This is a genomic window from Zobellia laminariae (assembly GCF_030553095.1).
Lineage (GTDB): Bacteria > Bacteroidota > Bacteroidia > Flavobacteriales > Flavobacteriaceae > Zobellia > Zobellia laminariae.
Map to the genome: position 1 here is coordinate 3,135,708 of NZ_CP130738.1, position 19,036 is coordinate 3,154,743.

Annotated in this window: 17 protein-coding genes and 2 pseudogenes; 16 read left to right on the top strand and 3 right to left on the bottom strand. The window is 34.9% G+C overall.

Going from position 1 to position 19,036, the window contains the following annotated elements; all coding sequences use genetic code 11:
* Nucleotides 1-13 precede the first annotated feature (13 nt).
* The 12 genes and pseudogenes from Q5W13_RS15000 (at nucleotide 14) to Q5W13_RS15055 (ending at nucleotide 12,157) form a co-directional block, all read left to right on the top strand.
* Nucleotides 14-1,250: pseudogene (locus Q5W13_RS15000) on the top strand (glycosyltransferase).
* Nucleotides 1,251-1,290: 40 nt separating this feature from the next.
* Nucleotides 1,291-2,432 (top strand): annotated as a pseudogene (locus Q5W13_RS15005) (response regulator).
* 160 nt (nucleotides 2,433-2,592) lie between these two features.
* Nucleotides 2,593-3,156 carry a TetR/AcrR family transcriptional regulator gene (locus Q5W13_RS15010; RefSeq protein WP_304443547.1) on the top strand — a complete coding sequence of 188 codons (564 nt, stop codon included), beginning with the start codon at nucleotides 2,593-2,595 and terminating at the stop codon, nucleotides 3,154-3,156.
* A gap of 68 nt (nucleotides 3,157-3,224) precedes the next feature.
* Complete coding sequence (locus Q5W13_RS15015; protein WP_304443548.1) at nucleotides 3,225-3,773, top strand: carboxymuconolactone decarboxylase family protein; 549 nt, start codon at nucleotides 3,225-3,227, stop codon at nucleotides 3,771-3,773.
* 138 nt (nucleotides 3,774-3,911) lie between these two features.
* The gene (locus Q5W13_RS15020) at nucleotides 3,912-4,646 is read left to right on the top strand and encodes an SDR family oxidoreductase (protein WP_304443549.1); all 735 of its coding nucleotides are present in this window, start codon (nucleotides 3,912-3,914) and stop codon (nucleotides 4,644-4,646) included.
* A 152-nt stretch (nucleotides 4,647-4,798) separates the two neighbouring features.
* Nucleotides 4,799-5,590, top strand: coding sequence for a hypothetical protein (locus Q5W13_RS15025; RefSeq protein ID WP_304443550.1), 792 nt, complete (start codon nucleotides 4,799-4,801; stop codon nucleotides 5,588-5,590).
* A gap of 29 nt (nucleotides 5,591-5,619) precedes the next feature.
* Nucleotides 5,620-5,928, top strand: coding sequence for an EthD family reductase (locus Q5W13_RS15030; protein WP_304443551.1), 309 nt, complete (start codon nucleotides 5,620-5,622; stop codon nucleotides 5,926-5,928).
* Between the two features lie 75 nt (nucleotides 5,929-6,003).
* Nucleotides 6,004-6,651, top strand: coding sequence for a DsbA family oxidoreductase (locus Q5W13_RS15035; RefSeq protein WP_304443552.1), 648 nt, complete (start codon nucleotides 6,004-6,006; stop codon nucleotides 6,649-6,651).
* 120 nt (nucleotides 6,652-6,771) lie between these two features.
* Nucleotides 6,772-7,488 (top strand): 3-ketoacyl-ACP reductase, encoded by a 717-nt coding sequence (locus tag Q5W13_RS15040; RefSeq protein ID WP_304443553.1) that lies wholly within the window; start codon nucleotides 6,772-6,774, stop codon nucleotides 7,486-7,488.
* Between the two features lie 373 nt (nucleotides 7,489-7,861).
* Complete coding sequence (locus Q5W13_RS15045) at nucleotides 7,862-8,539, top strand: PAS domain-containing protein (RefSeq protein WP_304443554.1); 678 nt, start codon at nucleotides 7,862-7,864, stop codon at nucleotides 8,537-8,539.
* Nucleotides 8,529-10,715, top strand: coding sequence for a PAS domain-containing protein (locus tag Q5W13_RS15050; RefSeq protein WP_304443555.1), 2,187 nt, complete (start codon nucleotides 8,529-8,531; stop codon nucleotides 10,713-10,715). The genes Q5W13_RS15045 and Q5W13_RS15050 overlap by 11 nt, the downstream gene beginning before the upstream one ends.
* A 20-nt stretch (nucleotides 10,716-10,735) precedes the next feature.
* Nucleotides 10,736-12,157 (top strand): PAS domain-containing sensor histidine kinase, encoded by a 1,422-nt coding sequence (locus tag Q5W13_RS15055; RefSeq protein ID WP_304443556.1) that lies wholly within the window; start codon nucleotides 10,736-10,738, stop codon nucleotides 12,155-12,157.
* Between the two features lie 211 nt (nucleotides 12,158-12,368).
* On the opposite strand, the gene Q5W13_RS15060 is transcribed toward Q5W13_RS15055, so the two are convergent.
* Nucleotides 12,369-13,622: a mechanosensitive ion channel family protein gene (locus Q5W13_RS15060; RefSeq protein WP_304443557.1), complete on the bottom strand. Its 1,254-nt coding sequence runs from the start codon at nucleotides 13,620-13,622 to the stop codon at nucleotides 12,369-12,371.
* Between the two features lie 728 nt (nucleotides 13,623-14,350).
* Between Q5W13_RS15060 and Q5W13_RS15065 the strand changes: the two genes are divergently transcribed.
* From Q5W13_RS15065 to Q5W13_RS15080, 4 genes are all read left to right on the top strand, one after another.
* Complete coding sequence (locus Q5W13_RS15065) at nucleotides 14,351-14,698, top strand: collagen-like triple helix repeat-containing protein (protein ID WP_304443558.1); 348 nt, start codon at nucleotides 14,351-14,353, stop codon at nucleotides 14,696-14,698.
* Nucleotides 14,699-14,825: 127 nt separating this feature from the next.
* Complete coding sequence (locus Q5W13_RS15070) at nucleotides 14,826-15,530, top strand: hypothetical protein (RefSeq protein ID WP_304443559.1); 705 nt, start codon at nucleotides 14,826-14,828, stop codon at nucleotides 15,528-15,530.
* Between the two features lie 238 nt (nucleotides 15,531-15,768).
* The gene (locus tag Q5W13_RS15075; RefSeq protein ID WP_304443560.1) at nucleotides 15,769-16,776 is read left to right on the top strand and encodes a hypothetical protein; all 1,008 of its coding nucleotides are present in this window, start codon (nucleotides 15,769-15,771) and stop codon (nucleotides 16,774-16,776) included.
* A 46-nt stretch (nucleotides 16,777-16,822) separates the two neighbouring features.
* Nucleotides 16,823-17,188 (top strand): hypothetical protein, encoded by a 366-nt coding sequence (locus Q5W13_RS15080; RefSeq protein ID WP_304443561.1) that lies wholly within the window; start codon nucleotides 16,823-16,825, stop codon nucleotides 17,186-17,188.
* 205 nt (nucleotides 17,189-17,393) lie between these two features.
* On the opposite strand, the gene Q5W13_RS15085 is transcribed toward Q5W13_RS15080, so the two are convergent.
* Entirely contained in the window at nucleotides 17,394-18,242 is an 849-nt protein-coding gene (locus Q5W13_RS15085) for a universal stress protein (protein ID WP_304443562.1), read from the bottom strand.
* A 187-nt stretch (nucleotides 18,243-18,429) separates the two neighbouring features.
* Nucleotides 18,430-18,759 carry a hypothetical protein gene (locus tag Q5W13_RS15090; protein WP_304443563.1) on the bottom strand — a complete coding sequence of 110 codons (330 nt, stop codon included), beginning with the start codon at nucleotides 18,757-18,759 and terminating at the stop codon, nucleotides 18,430-18,432.
* Between the last annotated feature and the right edge of the window lie 277 nt (nucleotides 18,760-19,036).

Below are 19,036 nucleotides of genomic sequence, written 5' to 3' on the forward strand. Positions count from 1 at the left end.
TTAAACCTACAGTATGAAACTAGCCATTGTAACCGCATATCCTCCCAGTAAAGTCACATTGACGGAATACGGATATTATCTTGTAAAGCATTTTAGATTACAGGAAGAAGTCACAGAAATTATTTTGATGACAGATAAAACGGAGGAGCCAAAAGACCTTTCATTTGAAGGGGAAGGGTGTAAAATTACAGTTTCAGAATGTTGGGATTTTAATAGCTATTGGAACTTATTGACAGTTAATAAATCTATTAGTATCCATAAGCCAGATGCCGTACTTTTTAATTTACAGTTCTTAAAATTTGGTGATAAAAAGATACCGGCAGCTTTAGGGTTGATGTTGCCTTACGCAACTAAATTTAAAGGTATTCCTACCATTTCATTATTGCACAATATATTGGAGCAAGTAGATTTGGATAGTGCCGGATTTACTAAAAGTAAAATACTTCAAAAGGTATACGGTTTTATTGGAACCACTTTAACGAAGTTTGTTTTGGCGTCAGATATTTTGGCGGTTACCATTAGCAAATATGTAACTATTCTAGAACAAAAATATAAAGCGAAGAACATTGCGTTAATTCCTCACGGTTCTTTTGAAACACCGCCAGAACCGGATTTTAGTCTTCCCGCAGGTCCAAAGCAGGTTATGGCTTTTGGTAAGTTTGGCACCTACAAAAAAGTTGAAGTGCTTATAGAGGCTGTAGAAGTAATCAGAAATAGAAGCAATGAAGATATAGAAATTGTAATTGCAGGTACAGATAGTCCCAATACCTGGATATCTTAAGAAAATGGAAGAAGTTTATAGTCATGTACCTCAAATACGATTTACAGGGTATGTAGCCGAAGAAGACGTACCCGTTATTTTTGGTCAAAGTGCTGTAGTGGTCTTTCCGTATACTTCTACTACAGGTAGTTCTGGAGTTTTGCACCAAGCAGGAAGCTACGGAAAAGCAGTTGCACTTCCGGATCTAGGAGACTTGAGTGTACTTGTTCAAGAAGAAGGGTATAGAGGCGAGTTCTTTTTACCGGAGAACAAAGCGTCTTTAGCAGATGCCATAGAAAAAATACTTACTGATGATGCTTATAGAACAGAGTTGGCCAAGACCAATTATGAGGCTGCTTGTTCGCTACCAATGAGTACCATTACCCAAATGTATTTAGATTATTTCAAGGCCATTCAGGTTCAAAAATCTAAAGGAGAAATAATAGACGTAAACGCAATTGGATTATCGCACGAAAAAGTAAAAGCATAAACAAAAAATTAGGATCCCACATCTTATAAAAAATACCACCATGAAAATATTAACCATTGACGACCAGCAATTGATTTTGCTTTCTGTTGAAAAGAGATTATTAGAACTAGGTTATGAGGTTAAAACAGCCAGTTCCGGTGAGCAGGGCATAGAAGTATTTGATAATTTTCAACCAGACTTAGTACTGGTGGATATTAACATGCTTAAGGTATGTCAGGATTACAAGTGGTAAAACACATTCGTCTTGAACAGAAATCTGAAACACCAATATTGGTGATGTCCGGTAATACCGATGAGAAAATCATTGTAGATGGTTTTGACTTAGGTATCAATGATTATATGAAAAAGCCTGTGAGTCTAGATGAAATGGCTGCACGGATAAAACGAATCATAGGTGCACCCGATGTTCAAAAAGAAGCGGTAACAAGTGATAATGCCCGAATGCTTCAAAAGAACTGTGTGGGTGTAGTTATACCATGTTATAATGAAGAAGACCGTTTATCAGGTCCGGAATTCAAAGCCTTTGCGCAAGAGAATTTGGGATATCATTTATGCTTTGTAAATGATGGAAGTACAGATAAAACTCTAGAGGTGTTACATGAGCTTCGGAAAGGGAACGAGTCTAATATAAGTGTATATAATTGTGAGAAGAATGGTGGTAAGGCAGAAGCCGTACGTCAAGGAATCTTACATATGATTAAAGATGAACAATTAGATTATCTAGGATATCTAGATGCCGATCTTTCAACAGATTTTAGAGATTTTGATGATTTAGTCAAGACTATTGAAAATTCGGATTTCAAAATTGTGAGTGGTTCTAGAATTAGTAGAATGGGAGCGAATATCACAAAAGAATCTGCTCGTAAAATTATAAGTATGACCATAAATATGATCATACAGACTATTCTAGGTATGCCGTTTAAAGATACGCAGTGTGGCGCCAAAATAATGGACCGGGAGATAGCTTCAACTATGTTCAACAAAAAGTTCATTACCAAATGGCTTTTTGATGTTGAGATTTTCATGCGTATGAGAAAGCATTACGGTAAAGAAGAAGCAAAGCGCATAATTTGTGAGCAGCCACTTAAAAGATGGATTCATGCAGATGGCTCTAAATTATCCATGAAAGACTCAGTTAAAATTGTTGGCCAACTGGCTAAGATTGCTGTGTCTTATAGGTAGATAAAAGTATTAAGTAATTTTATTGGCAGCTCAAACGTATAGCTCACAAATCTGTGAACCAGACGTTTGAGCTGTTTTTTTATACTCAAAAGCTAAATTATTCTTAAAAAGTTTGTAATAACAAAGCAAGTGCTTAGTTTTGTATCGTAGTTAAGAAACAATGGCTAGAAAAAAGCAATATAACGAAGAAGAAGTAATAGAAAAGGCCACCGCTCTTTTTTGGAAAAATGGTTATGAGGCTACTACTGTTCGTATGCTGGAAAAGGAAATGGGCATCAACCAATTTTCCATTTATTCTAGTTTTGGGAATAAGCAGGGTGTATTTCTTGAAAGTATTAATGCGTACAAAAAGAGAATACGGTCTATAACTGATAAGCTTTCTAAATCTAATAATGGAAAGGAAGGTATTAAGCAATACTTTTATGATTTTTTAGAATTTGCGAAAGAAGACGATAAGAATAGAGGTTGTTTAGTGACTAATACGGTAAACGAAATTAAAGAAGACGGAGACCCTGTAATCATGGAGCAATTGATGGATTTTGCTAACGATATAAAGCAATTATTTGTAGATAATCTTTTGCAAGAAAAAGATAATACGATAGAGGAAGCCGCTAGACAATCAAATTATTTAATGAATAGTTTGTTGGGTTTGTCAGTTTCATCAAAAGTTTTCGACCAAAGCCAACTCAACGATACAATTGAATTTACATTTTTGAACATATAAAAATTTTTTTTACTAAAACTAAGCGTTTGCTTAGAAATAAATATACTAATAATTAAAAAATAGAAACTATGAGCACATTAACAATACACACTTTAGAAACAGCACCAGCAGAAAGCAAGCCGTTATTAGAAAATTCAGTAAAGAGTTTTGGTAGTATTCCAAATTTACACGGCGTATTAGCTGAATCATATGGTTTATTAAAAGCATACCAATCTTTACATGAGCTTTTCGTAAACTCATCTTTCAACAATGATGAACTTACGGTTGTATGGCAAACAATTAACGTAGAACACGCTTGTCATTACTGTGTACCTGCGCATACGGCCATCGCAAAAATGATGAAGGTAGATGATGCTATTACAGAAGCATTAAGAAACGGCACTAAATTACCCTCTGAAAAATTACAGGTATTACATGAAACTACATTAAAAGTAGTGCGTGAAAGAGGTAATATTAGTGAAGAAGATATTCAAACTTTTTATGAAGCTGGTTATGAAAAGAGACAATTGTTAGAAATTGTTTTAGGCCTTTCACAAAAAGTAATCAGTAACTACGTAAATCATATTGCAGAGACTCCAGTTGATGCACCTTTCCAAAAATTTGCTTGGAAAAAGTAAAAAAAACATTGCCAAATGTTGTTAGCTAATGAAGCATGATGGCAATAAATAAGCCTTCCGTTTAAAGCGGAAGGTTTATTAATTCTAATCACCTTAAAAAAATCGACCTTAAAACAGTTCGATATAAAAACATAAACTATGAGCATTTCAATAGAAAATAAAGTAGCATTAGTAACAGGAGCCAATCGTGGTATTGGTAAAGCAATTGTAGAATCTTTTATAAACCACGGCGCCAAGAAAGTATACTTGGCAGTGCGTGATACAAGTTCTACCAAAGAATTGGAAGAAAAGTATGGCAATAAAGTAGTGACCATTAAAGCAGATGTTTCTAATTCGCAATCCATTAAAGATTTAGCTCAGAAAGCTAATGATGTAGATGTTGTTGTAAACAATGCAGGACTAGGAACTCCATACGCTACAATAGGAGAAAATGTGGAAGAAGATTTTAGACAACAACTAGAAGTTAATGCTTTTGGTTTATTGCGTGTAGCTAATGCTTTTGCCAAGACTTTGGAAGATAAAAAAGGAGCTTTGGTACAGCTGAATTCTATCGCATCTATCAAAAACTTTTCGCAATTGTCTACATATTCAGCATCTAAGGCTGCTTCATATTCATTAACTCAAGGGTTAAGAACAGAACTAGGCGCTAAAGGAGTTAGTATTTTAAGTGTTCATCCAGGACCTATTGATACGGATATGGCCGCAAGTGCTGGTTTTGAGACAGATTCAACTACTGAAGAAGTTTCAGAAGGTATTGTTAGTGCATTAAAAGCAGGTGATTTCCACTTGTTTCCAGATGCTATGGCCAAGCAAGTTGAAGGTGCTTACCAAAGTTTTTCGGACAATGTGGTATTGGCAGATATGAACGAATAGTTCTTAGTTATATAAATTAATGGTCTTGCCCGTAGGTTCGGGCAGGAGCTTTTTTCTCTAGTAACCCCAACTAACCATGAAAAAAATATTTAGAATTATATTGTTGGTATTTGCGACACTCGCGGTATTTATGGCAATTAGCGCATTTGTCCATGGCCGACTTAAGACCAGATGAAGTCAAAGACAATCATCAGTCCAAAGAAAAAATAGCTTATGCTAAAGCATTATTAGATGAAGCGGTTCTAAAACAAGGATTAAATAAACTTAACCAGTTTTCAACTTATGAGGTAATAGGAAGGGATTATTGGTCTGGATTGATGGGAAAAGTGGGGTCACCGTATACATGGGAGAATCCTAAAATAGCTTTTCGGTTTAAAGTAGGTAATTTTGATAGTCAGCTGGAAGTTTTGGAAGGCGATGAGAAAGGACATATTGCCGGAATAATTTCTAATGATTATTACGAAAAACAACATATAACATATCATTCGGAAGTAGAGGATAATGCTGGAATTATTTTCACCCTTGGCGCATTGCAGTATTTCTTTGAGTTAGCAGACCGCTTATCTAAAGCTCCGTTTATAAGGTATGTTGGTCAAGATGAATTAAGAGGGCAAAAAGTTGAAAAAGTTTTTGTGAGTTGGGGAAATGAAACTACTAAGGATTACGACCACTATGTACTATGGATAGGTAAAGAAAGTGGTCTTGTGGAAGCGGCCACATTTACTACAAGAAATAATCCTAAACCTGCACCAAATTTTTTGTATGGTTCCATACAATTTGAAGACTATAGAAACGTAAATGGTGTTTTAGTACCGTTTGTGTTGACAGCGCAAATTGGCGAACCTAAAGATGACACCAATGAGAACGTACATAGAGTAACTGTAGAAAGTTTTAAATGGGATAGTTTTCCGGCTGATAAGTTGAATCCCATAGGCAAGAATTGATATTATAGAACAACATAAAAAATAAAGTAATGATTAAAGTAGCCGTATTATATCCGAATAGTAAAACTGTAGAATTTGATTTAGCGTATTATATAAATACTCATATACCAATGGTTAAGAAATTGGTAGGGAGCGCGCTTAAAAAAGTTGAGGTAGAGAAAGGATTGGCAGGAAGAGAACCTGGTGAGCTAGCTCCTTACGTTGCCATCGCAAACCTATATTTTGAATCTGTAGAAGAATTTCAGAAGTCTTTTGGACCTCATGCAGGAACATTGGCGGCAGATTTGCCTAATTATACCAATGTTCAGGGAGTGCTTCAAATTAGTGATATAGTCTAACTACTTTTAAGAAGGTATAATTAAGAAAAGTACACAGTATAAGTGCAGTATTTCTATTAAGTAAAAAATTGTGTTATGGCAGAAAAAATAAAATTAGACATTGTTTCAGATGTGGTTTGTCCTTGGTGTACCATTGGCTATAAACGCTTGCAAAAAGCCATTTCTGAATTAGGTATAGAAGATAAGGTAGAGATTGAGTGGCAACCGTTTGAGTTAAATCCGCAGATGCCACCAGAAGGAGAAAATGTAATTGAGCATATTGCCAATAAATATGGTTCTACCTTAGAGCAGCAAAGAGAATCTCAACAACGTATGGTAGAAGCTGGCGAAGAGCTTGGTTTTACTTTTGATTACTTTGATGAGATGCGCATGGCTAACACTCGTGAAGCTCATGTGCTTCTTGATTATGCTAGAGAAAATGGTAAACAAACAGAACTTAAGATGCGTTTTGTAACCGCTTTTTTTAGCGAAAGAAAAGATGTTTCGGATAGAGAAGTTTTAGCTCAGGAGTTAAAAGCAGTAGGCCTAAACGTAGAAAAAGGTATGGCCAGATTAGATGACGATACAGCAGTTTATGAGGTTACTTCTAAAGAGCAGTATTGGCAAGGGCTAGGTGTATCATCAGTTCCTACTTTTGTATTTGATAAAAAAAGTGCGTTAACTGGTGCGCAACCAGTGCATGTTTTTAAAGAAGTGTTGACTGAGATGTTGCAGGAAGCATAAATTCTATGCGGTTTATTTAATCATTTAACAGGATTAAATATCTTTCCTAGTCTAAGGAAATCAAACAAGATTTGTTGATCTTGCGTATAGAAAGTTTTACTAAAAAATATAGTTTTTAAGATGGAAGATTTAAAAGGTAAAAAAGCCATTATTACCGGTGGGAGTAGGGGAATAGGCCGCGCCACTGCAATTGCTTTTGCAAAAGAAGGTATTGCTGTTGGAATAACTGGTCAAAATGAGAATACCCTAAAAGAAACGGTAGCTGAACTTAAGAAGTTAGGTGTAAATGCAACCTATGCAGCGTTTGATGTAAGTTACTATGAAGCCGTACAAAAGGGAATGGCAAGTATCATCCAAGATTTAGGCGGAGTAGATATTTTAATGAACAACGCCGGTATTGGAAATTTTGCCCCTTTCATTGAAATGGAAGCTTCCGAATGGACGCGTATGATTGAGGTTAACGTATTGGGTGTGTATTACGCAACCAAAGTAGTTTTGCCGCACTTAATAGCCAATAAAGAAGGAGATATTATAAATATTTCTTCTACAGCTGGGTTAAGCGGTAACGCAAATACGTCCGCATATTCAGCATCTAAGTTTGCTGTTATTGGTATGTCTCAGGCATTGACTAAAGAGGTTCGTAAGGACAACATTAGAGTATCTACGTTAACACCAAGTACCATTGCTACAGATATGACTTTGGAGTTAGGTATTACAGATGGTAACCCGGAAAAAGTTTTGCAACCGGAAGATTTTGCAGAATTGATTACTGCAGGTTTAAAATTACCTAGAAGAGCCATGTTGGCAAATGCATCTATTTGGTCTACTAATCCATAGGACGTAAATATTATCTTGGTAAGCCCTTTTTAGATTGGGTAAACGAAGTAAATAAAACGCTCTCCCTCATTCAAAACTATTGAATGTAGGAGAGTTTTTACTTTTTATAACCTTCATTAGCGAAGTTGGATTTTTTTAGATTAAGGGTTCCTTCGGTAATTTTATTGTTTGCTTTAGGATATAAGCTGTTGATAATAAAATTAATATGGTGTATCAGTTAGAAGTTATCAAGTAGCATACTGCAATATTTTTAGAATATCTCGTTTTATATTTGTAAGTTTTTTCTTAAAAAAATAACATTAGAAATTGATCATTCTATTCTAGTTCATTAATTATTGTTACCTTAAATAAATTTCCTACAAAATTTAACTAATTGAGTACAGCTAAGAACAATTCAAAGTCGCAGGAAGAATATCAGAAAATGTTCATTGAGCAGGCTTCTACTGCAATGGCTATGGTGGATAACGACATGTGTTACATTGCCGCGTCTCCATCATGGATAAAGGATTATGGTCTAGAAGGAATAGAATTAATAGGTCGTTCCCACTACGAAATATTTCCTGAAATAGGTGATGATTGGAAAGATATGCACAATAGGTGTCTAAATGGTGCTACGGATATTTGTGAAGAAACTGCTTTTGAACGTACAGATGGTTCCATACAATGGATTTATTGGGATGTTCGTCCTTGGTTCATATCAGAAAATAAAATTGGTGGCATTTTGATGCATACGGGAGATGTTACCCGTCGAAAGGAAAAAGAGCTAGAAAAAGCTAGAATTGATGAGATACTTGAAAAAACAAATGAAATTGCCCGGATAGGAACTTGGGAGGTAAATCTTCTTAACAATGAAGTTTATTGGAGTAAAATAGTTCGTGAAATACATGAGGAGACAGAAGATTTTATACCAAATTTAGAAAGTGGGATTAACTATTACAAAGAAGGTGAAAGTAGAGAAAAATTAAGAAAAGCAATTGAAAGTGCCATAGCAGAAGGAACCCATTTTAATCTAGAATTAGAAATTATAACTGCCAAAGGAAATGCGTGTTGATGGGGTAGTGGGGAGATCAGAATACTTGGACGGAAAACTAACACGACTTTTTGGAATAATTCAAGATATAAATAACACAAAGCTTGCGGAACAACAATTAAATAAGGCCCATTCTGAATTGCAAGCTATATTCAATTCAAAAGCCATTGCGATTATAACCACTGGTAGAGATGGTATTATCCATAATTTTAATAGTGGTGCGGAGGTTTTATTAGGTTATCCTGCTGCAGAAATTGTGGGAATCAGTAACCCTATGCGATTTATTGCAGAAAAAGAGTTAGTAGCGTTTAAAAACCAATTAAAGGAAAAGTACGGGGAAAAGCCATCCAGCTTAAATCATTTTGAAGATATTTCAAAATATATAGATATCTCAAAAAGAGATATGGATGATACCAGGGAATGGACACATCGCAGAAAAGATGGTTCAACATTTCCCTGTCAAACAACAGTCTCATCCATTAAGGATGTGCACGGTGAACACACGGGCTTTATTGCTGTGTTGTCCGATATTTCGGAAATCAAAAATGCAGAGGAAGAACTTCTGGAAAAAAATGAGAGATTAAATTTTGCCGAACAGATTTCAATGTTGTCCAATTGGAAATGGGATACGATTGCGGATAAAGTAGAGTGGTCGCAAAATTTTTATAAAATTCTAGAGCTTGATGAAACCATAACGGAACTTAAGTTTGATTCGTATTTTAGGTTTGTTCATCCAGAAGATATAGAAATTGTCAATCAACATTTTAAGAAAGTAGAAAAAGATAAAAAATGGGAAAGTTTTACACATCGTATTATTACCACTTCAGGTAAGGTAAAAATAATTCAACTTTTAGGAGAGGTCCATACCAACGAAAAAGATGAGATTGTGGAAATGGTTGGTACGTGCCAAGATGTAACCGAAAGTAAAATGGCGGAACGTAATTTGCAAAAAGCCCATTCTGAATTGACAGCTATATTCAATTCAAATTCTATTTCAATCATAACAACAGATAAAAATGGTGTCATTAATCGATTTAATGATGGAGCGGAAGCTATATTGGGCTACTCCGCGGCTGAAGTAGTAGGGAAAGAGAAACCTGAACTCTATCTTCTTAAAGAAGAACACTCCAAATTTAAAAGTGATATTGCAAGGCAAAATGGTAAAGACCCTGCTACGTTTAATTATTATGTAGATAGTTTAGATCATGATTTAAATGATACCCGAGAATGGATGTATCGCCGAAAAGATGGCGTTATTGTTCCGGTACTTGCTACAACATCGGCTATTAAAAATATAGACAATAGTAATGAAGGTTATATAGCAATCTCCAAAGATATTTCTGAAATTAAAAATGCGGAAAGTGAACTTCTGAAAAAAAATCAGCTTTTAAATTATGCGGAACAGATTTCAAAGATGGCTAATTGGCAATGGGATCCTATTACCGATGAAGGAAAATCTTCAAAAAATCTATATAACATTATTGAGCTTGACGAAAAAATTACCGATCTTAAATTAGACATATATTTAGATTTTGTTCATCCAGAAGATAAAGAAATTACTGCTCAACATTTTGAGAACGCAGTAAAAGATAAAAACTGGGAAAGTTTTACGCACCGTATTATTACTACTTCGGGAAAATTAAAAATAATTCAACTATTAGGAGAAGTTTTTACTAACGAAAAAGATGAGGTAATATTAATAAGCGGTACCTGCCAAGATGTAACCGAAATTAAAATGGCGGAACGTAATTTGCAAAAAGCCCATTCTGAATTACAAGCTATATTCAACTCAGAATCTATTTTAATTATAACAACAGATAAAAATGGTGTCATTAATCGTTTCAATCATGGTGCAGAGTTGTTATTGGGGTATTCTGCGGCAGAAATGGTTGGGATAGAAAAACCTAGAAAATATATTCACGAGGCTGAAATCACAAAATTTAGAAATGATATTGCAGTACTAAATGGTGAAAATCCAGGTACATATGATCATTATGCAAACCTTTTTAAAAAGGAGTTAAACGACACTCGTGAATGGACCTATTACAAAAAAGATGGTTCGCCAGTTTCCGTACTTTCTACAATAACCACTATTAAAAATGGAGACAATGCCAATGAAGGATTTATAGCAATCTCCAAAGATATTTCTGAAATTAAAAATGCGGAAAGTGAACTTCTGAAAAAAATGAGCAATTAAATTTTGCGGAACAGATTTCAATGATGGGCAATTGGCAATGGAACACCATGACCGATACCGTAAAGTGGTCACAAAATCTTTATACCGTTTTTGAACTTGACGAGACCATAACCAATCTTAATTTTGATACGTATTTGGGTTTTGTTCATCCAGAAGATAAAGAAATTGTTAATCAATATTTTGATAAAGCAATAAAAGACAAAAAGCTTAATAGCTTTACTCATAGAATTATAACTACTTCGGGTAAGCTAAAAACTATTCACATTTTAGGAGAAGTTCATACCAACGAAAAAGGTGAGATTGTTGAAATGGTAGGTACTAGCCAAGATGTGACCGATATTAAAATGGCAGAAAAGAAGTTTAGAGGACTTTTAGAATCTGCTCCAGACGCTATGGTCATCGTAAATGATAAAGGAACAATACAGCTAATCAATAAACAATCTGAAAAATTATTTGGATATACACTAGAAGAATTAATTGATAAACCGGTAGAAATTTTAATTCCCACACGGTTTTACCCTAAACACACTAAAAACCGAAATAGCTTTTTCAACACCCCAATAACTAGGGTAATGGGTAATGGTAAAGATTTATACGCTCTGAAGAAAAATGGAGATGAAATACCCATTCAAATAAGTCTAAGTCCGCTTCATACAGAAGAAGGGTTGTTGGTTTCTGCAGCCATACGTGACATTACCAAAAGAAAATTAGCCGAACAAAAAATTAATGAAGCAAAAGAGAATTTAGAACTTGTAGCACAAAAACTATCCAGTCAAAATAAGCAACTTGCAGATTTTACTCATATTACGTCTCACAATCTAAGGGCACCCGTAGCCAACCTTAACTCATTGCTGGAAATATATGATCAGTCAGAAACTGATTTGGATCGTACCGATATATTCGGCAAGTTTAAAACAGTTATTCAACACCTTACTTTAACGCTTAACACGTTGGTGGATGCGTTAAAAACTAAGATTGGTGATTCAGGCGAAGACTTAGAAGAGATTGATTTAGGTAACGTATTGGAGCATACCAAAGAAATTTTGAGTGGAGCAATATTGAATTCTGGCGCGATAATTAAAAACGATTTCTCCAAGGTTTCTACTATTCGTTATAAGAGAGTTTATATGGAAAGTATTTTCCTCAATTTGGTAGGAAATGCAATTAAATATAAATCAGAAGACCGCATACCAGAAATACGAATTACCTCAGAGCTTGAAAACGGAAATATTGTACTCAAGTTCCATGATAATGGCCTTGGTATAGATTTAGAGCAACACGGCCATAAGCTGTTTGGATTAAATAAAGTTTTTCACAGGCATCCTGATGCAAAGGGTGTAGGTTTGTTTTTGACAAAAACTCAAATTGAAGCTATGAACGGTGTTATCTCTGCATCTAGTAAGGTTAATGTAGGAACAACTTTTACAATAAATTTCGATTAACTTTTTCTCTTTACGCCCACTAAAATCCTGGGTTTTATATGCGTTGTTGTTACGTATCAGTAAAAAGTTTCGGCAGCTATTTAAATCTGCTTAATACTTATCTATTTTTCCTTATTCCTTACAACAATTGTATAAACATACCCACGTACGTTTATTTTGTTTTTAGAAGTACGATATATAATTTATGAAGACCCCACATGAGTCTCATGGTCTAATTACTAGGTAAAGAATCTAGAGAAACAGGAAGTTCAAAAACCTCTAAATCAAAATAAGGTAATGCAGCTAATAGGTGGTCAAAAATATCGGCCATGATATACTCATAATTTTCCCAGCGCTTGTCCGAACTAAAAGCATAGATCTCCAAAGGAATACCTTGTGGTGTTGGTGCTAGTTGACGCACCATTAAAGTCATACCTTTATTTATGGCAGAATTACTTTCCAGGTAATCATTTACATACTTACGGAATACGCCAATGTTGGTCAGGTTTCTTCCGTTAATAGGTAATTCCTTGTTTATTTCATGAGTTTTATTATACGCACTTATCTGTTCGTTCCTTGTAGTAAGATAGGGTTGTATGAGCTGTATCTTTTTAAAAGACTCCATATCTTCATCGGTTAGAAAACGGATACTTTTTTGGCGGATAATCAATGCACGTTTAATACGTCTTCCACCGGAAACCTCCATACCTCTCCAGTTTTTAAAAGAATCGGAGATTAAAGCATAGGTAGGAATAGTGGTAATGGTCTTATCAAAATTCTGGACTTTTACGGTAGCAAGGGTAATTTCGCTAACATTACCATCAGCCCCATATTTTTCAAAAGTAATCCAGTCGCCAATGCGGACCATGTCATTTATACTAACCTGAATACTGGCTACAAGACCCAGAATAGAATCTTTGAATATGAGCAGTATTACAGCGGAACCGGCCCCAAGAGCGGTGAAGAATTTCCAGATCAGAACATCTGTAATTATGGCAAATATGGTCAAAATACCAATAAACCAAGCAAAAATCATAAACACCTGAATGTAGCTATCCATTGGTTTATCTCTAAACCTAGGTTTGGTCTTTAAATAGTCATTTATGCTTCTAAAAAGGCTTTTAACTATGTAAAGAGTTAATACTACAAAAAGTATCTGGAGTCCCTTAAGAGCTATTTGAGCTCCATATTCAAAATGAAAAAACGCAAAAGGAATAAACTTAAATAAGATGAATAATGGAACGATATGAGCTATATAACGAGGAGCCCTATTGATAACTAGAAAATTATCAAAATTGGTCTTTGATTTTCTGGAGAACTTTAAGGATATGGAGCGTAAAACTTTCCAAATAATTAAATCTAAGAAATACGCAAAAATTAAGGAAACTACTAATACTATAAATAGATTTAGATATGATGCAAAGCTTTCGCTTATTCCAGTTTTTAGTAGATAATCGTATAATACGCGGTGTAATCCCTTTTCCATGAGTCTCCTTCTAAATATTTCCACCGCAAAATTAAGCCATAGAAAGAACAAAGAAAGGTTATGCATAGAATAATTGTCCTGTTTTAGTAGTACAAAGCTGCAACGATAAGAAGTTCTTAGTCTTTATCAATTTGACTTTTATAAAATAAAAGTGAATCTCTTCGCCTTTGACCTCAGGCTTAGTAAAATAAAAATAGGTAACAAGGACTTGCGGTAACAATAATCTGGCAATAGCTAATATCGAATCTTAGGACAAAAAAAATAAATTCTAAGTTTGGACAATTTTAAGTATTCTACAACTTTTGTAGTTGTGACTAAAAAGGTAGGTAGATATTCACATATTATACTAGGGCGCAAAGCTTATAAAATTATGGAAATATATTTATTGGCCCTGTTAATTACTATTACCTCCCCACGATAATAGTAACATCATATCTTACAATGTTTACATTCTTTTCTTACAGTTTTACAACATTAATTATTAAAATATCTTTTATGAAGTCATCTTTGGTCTTGAATTAATCTAGTGTTAGTATGCCTACGAAATATTTTGTGTTTCTGCTGTTTCTTTTTTGCGGAATACTTTCTTACGGTCAAGTAAAAATTGGTGATAATGTAAGCATGATTGATGAGACTTCTATCTTAGAATTAGAAAGCACCACTAAAGTACTTGTGCTCACCAGAATAACCAATACCCAAATGCTTTCTTTGAACCCCTTATAGGGGGAATGGTTTATAATACAGATACTAATTGTGTTTATTCTTACAATGGAGCAAATTGGGTGAATCTATGTAATAGCTCATCTGGTACTTTTTCATTTGTAGATAATAATGATGGAACATTCACCATCAATAATAATGATGGTACTTCATATACTTCTTCTGATCTAACCGGACCTCAAGGTGAAAAAGGAGAACAAGGCGAACAAGGTCCTGCTGGTGCTGACGGTGTAAATAGTGGTGCAGAACTGGAACAAATAGTGATTGTAGCCTATAACAAACAGACACAATTTAACACCCCCTTCCTTTTGATGATAGTAGAAAAATTGAAGTCTATAGAAATGGAGTGCGCATAGATTTCACAACCATAGATACCAACACAATTGAATTGAAAAGTGACGTGACTTGTTTCCAAAATGATAGCATACGAATCGTACAAATTCTATAATAAATACATTTTTAAAAATAGTTAAATAAACAATTATGAAAACAAAAAACATATTCAGCAGTTTTAAAACTCTTGCCTTTGGTTTGCTTATGCTTACAGGTGCTGCAGTTAGTGCACAACAGACAACTGGTGATGTCGTCAAACAGACAGACGTTAATCCCGGGACAACCACTACAGCCGGTGCTGTTCGTGTCATTGATAATAAAGGTACCATCAAGTACCTTCAGTCTCAAAATGGTATCACCATGCTTTCAAATACCACAGCAGATGTGACCACTACAACTTGGCAACTAGGAGGTACGTTAACGGACGACACTTTTATAGATGTTGACGGAAATATTTTTGGGCTCAACGGTATTGCGCTAATCAGTTCTGAAACTGCCTCTACAGATGCTACTGATGGTTCAGATGCCGGTACCGGTACCGGATATACTTTTTTAGTGCGTGATGAGGCAACCGGAGACACCAAAAAATTATTGGCATCGGATATTGATATTATTACGAGCGGACAAGAAAGTTTTACAGCAAATGCAACGGATAATGGTGCAACTCTCACGACGTATGCACTTACAGGAAGCCCTGTTTTACCTGCATTTAGCCAAGTTTGGGTGTATCGAAACGGAGCCAAGCTTATTGCTAATGTGGATTATACGGTATCTGCTTCAACAGTGACTTTAGATATCACTAATGATTATGTTGTTTATGCTGGTGATACTATTGAGGTGCAGTACATTAAATAAACCCAATTCTTGTAGTTAATTCTATACATCCTTAAAAAAGGTTTAGGCCATTTAGCAGAGTAATAGTTTTCGGTTTTAAGGGTAATTCACTGCTTTTCGTCCGTATTAATGTGTGCGTGAAAATCCAACTTTCAATCATCTTAACTATTTCTTCATTTTTATACTGAATATTAAATATCGCCTCTCGACTTTTCTAGTTTGTCTGTTTTTACAGCAAGGTATTTGTGCGCAAGAAGAAATGGTTATAGATCATAAAGGAACGAAGGTGGCTATTAGGAATACTGTCGTAAGCACAGGTCCAATAGTTCCCCTTACCCCCTTAGAAAATGATATTTGGTTTGATTCTAGTGCAGAAGTAACCAAAATATATAATGGAAGTATTTGGCTGACCATAAATTTAGATGCGCTTTCAAAAAAAGAGGATACAGCCAATAAGTCTACCGATGTTGATTTATCCGATGCTACGAATACAAAGTTTCCTACTGAACTTGCGGTCAAGACCTATGTAGATACGGAAATTGCCAATGTAGCCGGTATTAATCTCTATTCGGACAATGGAATTTTAACGGATAACCGTATGGTAACACAAAACAATTATGACCTGAACTTTGATGCAAATACTTTAGTCATTAGTGGTGATGATAACTTAGTTGGCATTGGCACCGATACGCCCAGTCAAAGATTGGATGTAAACGGAAAGGCCAGAATACGCACACTTGATGTGGGTGCTAATACAGACCAAATTGTGACCGCAGATACAGACGGCGTTTTGAGAAAATTACCGCTTTCCGATCTAGAAACAAAAACTTCCATAGCTCAGAATATCGGTACAGGAATAATAACCCATACTAGTGAAGACGGCACTTCACAATCTGTTACTGTTATTAGTGCAAATGCGAATAATAGTATTACAGTGGGTACCGATGGTGGCGCCTATTTCAAAAGCCCAATAAAGGCTTATGGAACACTAATTCCTGCAAGTAATAGCATTACGGCCAGTGGTCTTAGTGCTGCTACCAAAATAGGTACGGGTAGATATACATTTACAATGACGACCGCTAGGTCATCTGCTAATTACCCAATTCAATTAAGTGTTTTAGAAACCAGTACTAACAATATTAATATTTATGTTACCAGTCAAACCACAACAACCTTTAGCATTGCCATTGTGCATGAAGGAGGTGGTATGTTAGGCGCAGATGCCTATGCAGACAGAACCTGTTATTTCACCATATTAGACTTTTAATAACACGTTTAGATGTATCCTAATTTATGTTTTAAATTTTCTCGTGATGCAAAGTATAAATGCACAGACCATTATTAATTTTGGCGATTTGGAAATTTTTACGGATGCTCAAATGGGATTTCATTTTTCCCTAGAAAATGATGGATTGTTCAATGGCTCTTTGGCCTTGCAGGGTTTTATTGCTCAAGAATTAAAAAAAGCATTAAAAAATAATGGCGCAGAAAACAACGGAATTATATCTGAAGATGCAGAAGGCATGCTAAGCGTTAGATATAACGATTTAATAGCGCCAATGGTAAAAGCTATTCAAGAACAAACAGAAGAAATTAAATTATTAAAAGAAGAGAAGGAGGCAACAAATAAGCGTTTGGAGGTTTTAGAACAGACAATTCTTGAGTTGCAAAACAATTAAATGATGTATAAATGTATAGTTATCTATTTCCTATTGGAGATGAATTCTATTTACGACCATAGTACATTAGTGCCACCGCATAATTAAGTTATAAAAAGAACAAAGGAAGGTTATGCATAGAATAATTGCCCCGTTTTAGTGGTAAACTGCTATAACAGTATGTTCTTCTTTATCTTTTACAATTAAAGTATATGAAAAAGGTTTTTTATTTGTCGTTTATAGCAAGAACGGGAACATCTTCAAAATATCCTAAGCGGTCCAAAGTAGGTTTTCCAAAGCCCATCCTTTCCCAAAATGTACGTTTCTTATTAATGTAACTTATCATATTACTACGCCTAATTTCAACGAAGCAATTTAAAGCGGTATTCATTTCTACATTATGTATGATAGTGAAGTTGTGATCAATATTTTTGAAATATGTAGTCAGTAATGTTTTATTTCTTTTCTGCTCAGCATCCAGCGCATCTGAATCTTCTAAGCTTAGCACCTGAATGCTAGAGTTACTCAGTTTTGCTATTTCTGCCAAGTGTTTAATATCAAAAAAATTGAAGTCGTTTTTAAAGTCGGTAGCTAATACAATTTCTTTATTGGAATTAAAAATTGCATTTTTCGGAACTATGAGAACAGGACATTTTCTAATATTTTCTATAACGGATATGGCCATCTTACCGTAGTTTGCCATTCTTTTGTTGGTCGTTCCCTTAGCACCCATTATCAGGATGTCAATCTTCATGTCCTCAATTATATCTTTTACGGCGTCTATGAAGAGAGTGGAGCGGGAAAGAACATGAAAATGATGTCTGGGGTTATCGTTTTCAAAGGTTAAACGGGTGAGAATTTCTCCAAGACCTTGTTTTGAACGTTTTTCGGATAGTTTGTTAAAGGCTTCGTCGGGATCTAAAAGCGTAAGGCTGTCCAGCCCATGTGTATCTTTTGCATACGTATTTAATAAAAAAAAATCACAGTCTTTGTTTTTATAGAGTTTAATCGCGTATTGAATAGCGTTCAATGAATACTTTGAAAAATCTGTTGGCAATAGAATCTTTTTCCCCATGATTGTTTTTTTTTAATGTTCTTTATATTCAAATTGATTTTATGGGCCGGCAGTCAAACTTCTTTTCCGTTCTTTATTTTCCCCTTAATTCCTTAAACAGTAAATATTGGTTTAGAGTTCAAAATTTAGCTTCTTACATTTAACAGAATTTGCAATAACACCATTCTTTTTAAAGTCCTATATCTTCTTATGTGCTCAGATAAACCAACCTATTTTTTTCATGCTTATGCAGATAGAAGGCATCACATTGCACAGTGTCACATTCTACTATATGGCGCATGTTGCTGCCATGGTTTTGTAATGTTCCTATTTGCGATTTGTTCTCTTTCTTTATTTCTTTTAGCTGTTGATACAGTTGCGTGTTGTGTAGCATCCGTTCTTCAATATCTATCAGATAATCTAATTCCTCATTTATATATTCAAGATCATCCGTCCAATTAGTGACTTCTACTTTATCTTTTTCCATCATGATGCGGCTATCGGATTCATGCGGATAAAATGGTTCTATTGCGTTCATATGTCGTGTTTTTAACTCTTGTGTTCTTTCTACAGTTAACAGTTAGTAAATAGTAGTACTTGTAGGAGTAACTAATTAGGATTGGTAACTGTTATCTATCTGATTTTCAGAAAATTATCACAAGCTTTTTAGGTTAATGCTATTAAAACAAAGAGCATGCCTATAAACGGAACAGATATAAATATACTATTTAAAATACTGATTATCAGTTGTTAACGAGTGTTGTGAGATGTAATAAGGCTATTTTAAGTCGAGGAGAATTTACCCGGTTGATGAG

Bases quoted from the DNA above. Each gene is read 5' to 3' on its own strand.
- Q5W13_RS15020 (WP_304443549.1), top strand. From the start codon at position 3,912: ATGAGCATTTCAATAGAAAATAAAGTAGCATTAGTAACAGGAGCCAAT.
- Q5W13_RS15025 (WP_304443550.1), top strand. From the start codon at position 4,799: ATGGCCGACTTAAGACCAGATGAAGTCAAAGACAATCATCAGTCCAAA.
- Q5W13_RS15010 (WP_304443547.1), top strand. From the start codon at position 2,593: ATGGCTAGAAAAAAGCAATATAACGAAGAAGAAGTAATAGAAAAGGCC.
- Q5W13_RS15055 (WP_304443556.1), top strand. From the start codon at position 10,736: ATGATGGGCAATTGGCAATGGAACACCATGACCGATACCGTAAAGTGG.
- Q5W13_RS15015 (WP_304443548.1), top strand. From the start codon at position 3,225: ATGAGCACATTAACAATACACACTTTAGAAACAGCACCAGCAGAAAGC.
- Q5W13_RS15040 (WP_304443553.1), top strand. From the start codon at position 6,772: ATGGAAGATTTAAAAGGTAAAAAAGCCATTATTACCGGTGGGAGTAGG.
- Q5W13_RS15050 (WP_304443555.1), top strand. From the start codon at position 8,529: ATGCGTGTTGATGGGGTAGTGGGGAGATCAGAATACTTGGACGGAAAA.
- Q5W13_RS15075 (WP_304443560.1), top strand. From the start codon at position 15,769: ATGGTTATAGATCATAAAGGAACGAAGGTGGCTATTAGGAATACTGTC.
- Q5W13_RS15070 (WP_304443559.1), top strand. From the start codon at position 14,826: ATGAAAACAAAAAACATATTCAGCAGTTTTAAAACTCTTGCCTTTGGT.
- Q5W13_RS15035 (WP_304443552.1), top strand. From the start codon at position 6,004: ATGGCAGAAAAAATAAAATTAGACATTGTTTCAGATGTGGTTTGTCCT.
- Q5W13_RS15090 (WP_304443563.1), bottom strand. From the start codon at position 18,759: ATGAACGCAATAGAACCATTTTATCCGCATGAATCCGATAGCCGCATC.
- Q5W13_RS15085 (WP_304443562.1), bottom strand. From the start codon at position 18,242: ATGGGGAAAAAGATTCTATTGCCAACAGATTTTTCAAAGTATTCATTG.
- Q5W13_RS15060 (WP_304443557.1), bottom strand. From the start codon at position 13,622: ATGGAAAAGGGATTACACCGCGTATTATACGATTATCTACTAAAAACT.
- Q5W13_RS15065 (WP_304443558.1), top strand. From the start codon at position 14,351: ATGGTTTATAATACAGATACTAATTGTGTTTATTCTTACAATGGAGCA.
- Q5W13_RS15030 (WP_304443551.1), top strand. From the start codon at position 5,620: ATGATTAAAGTAGCCGTATTATATCCGAATAGTAAAACTGTAGAATTT.
- Q5W13_RS15080 (WP_304443561.1), top strand. From the start codon at position 16,823: ATGCAAAGTATAAATGCACAGACCATTATTAATTTTGGCGATTTGGAA.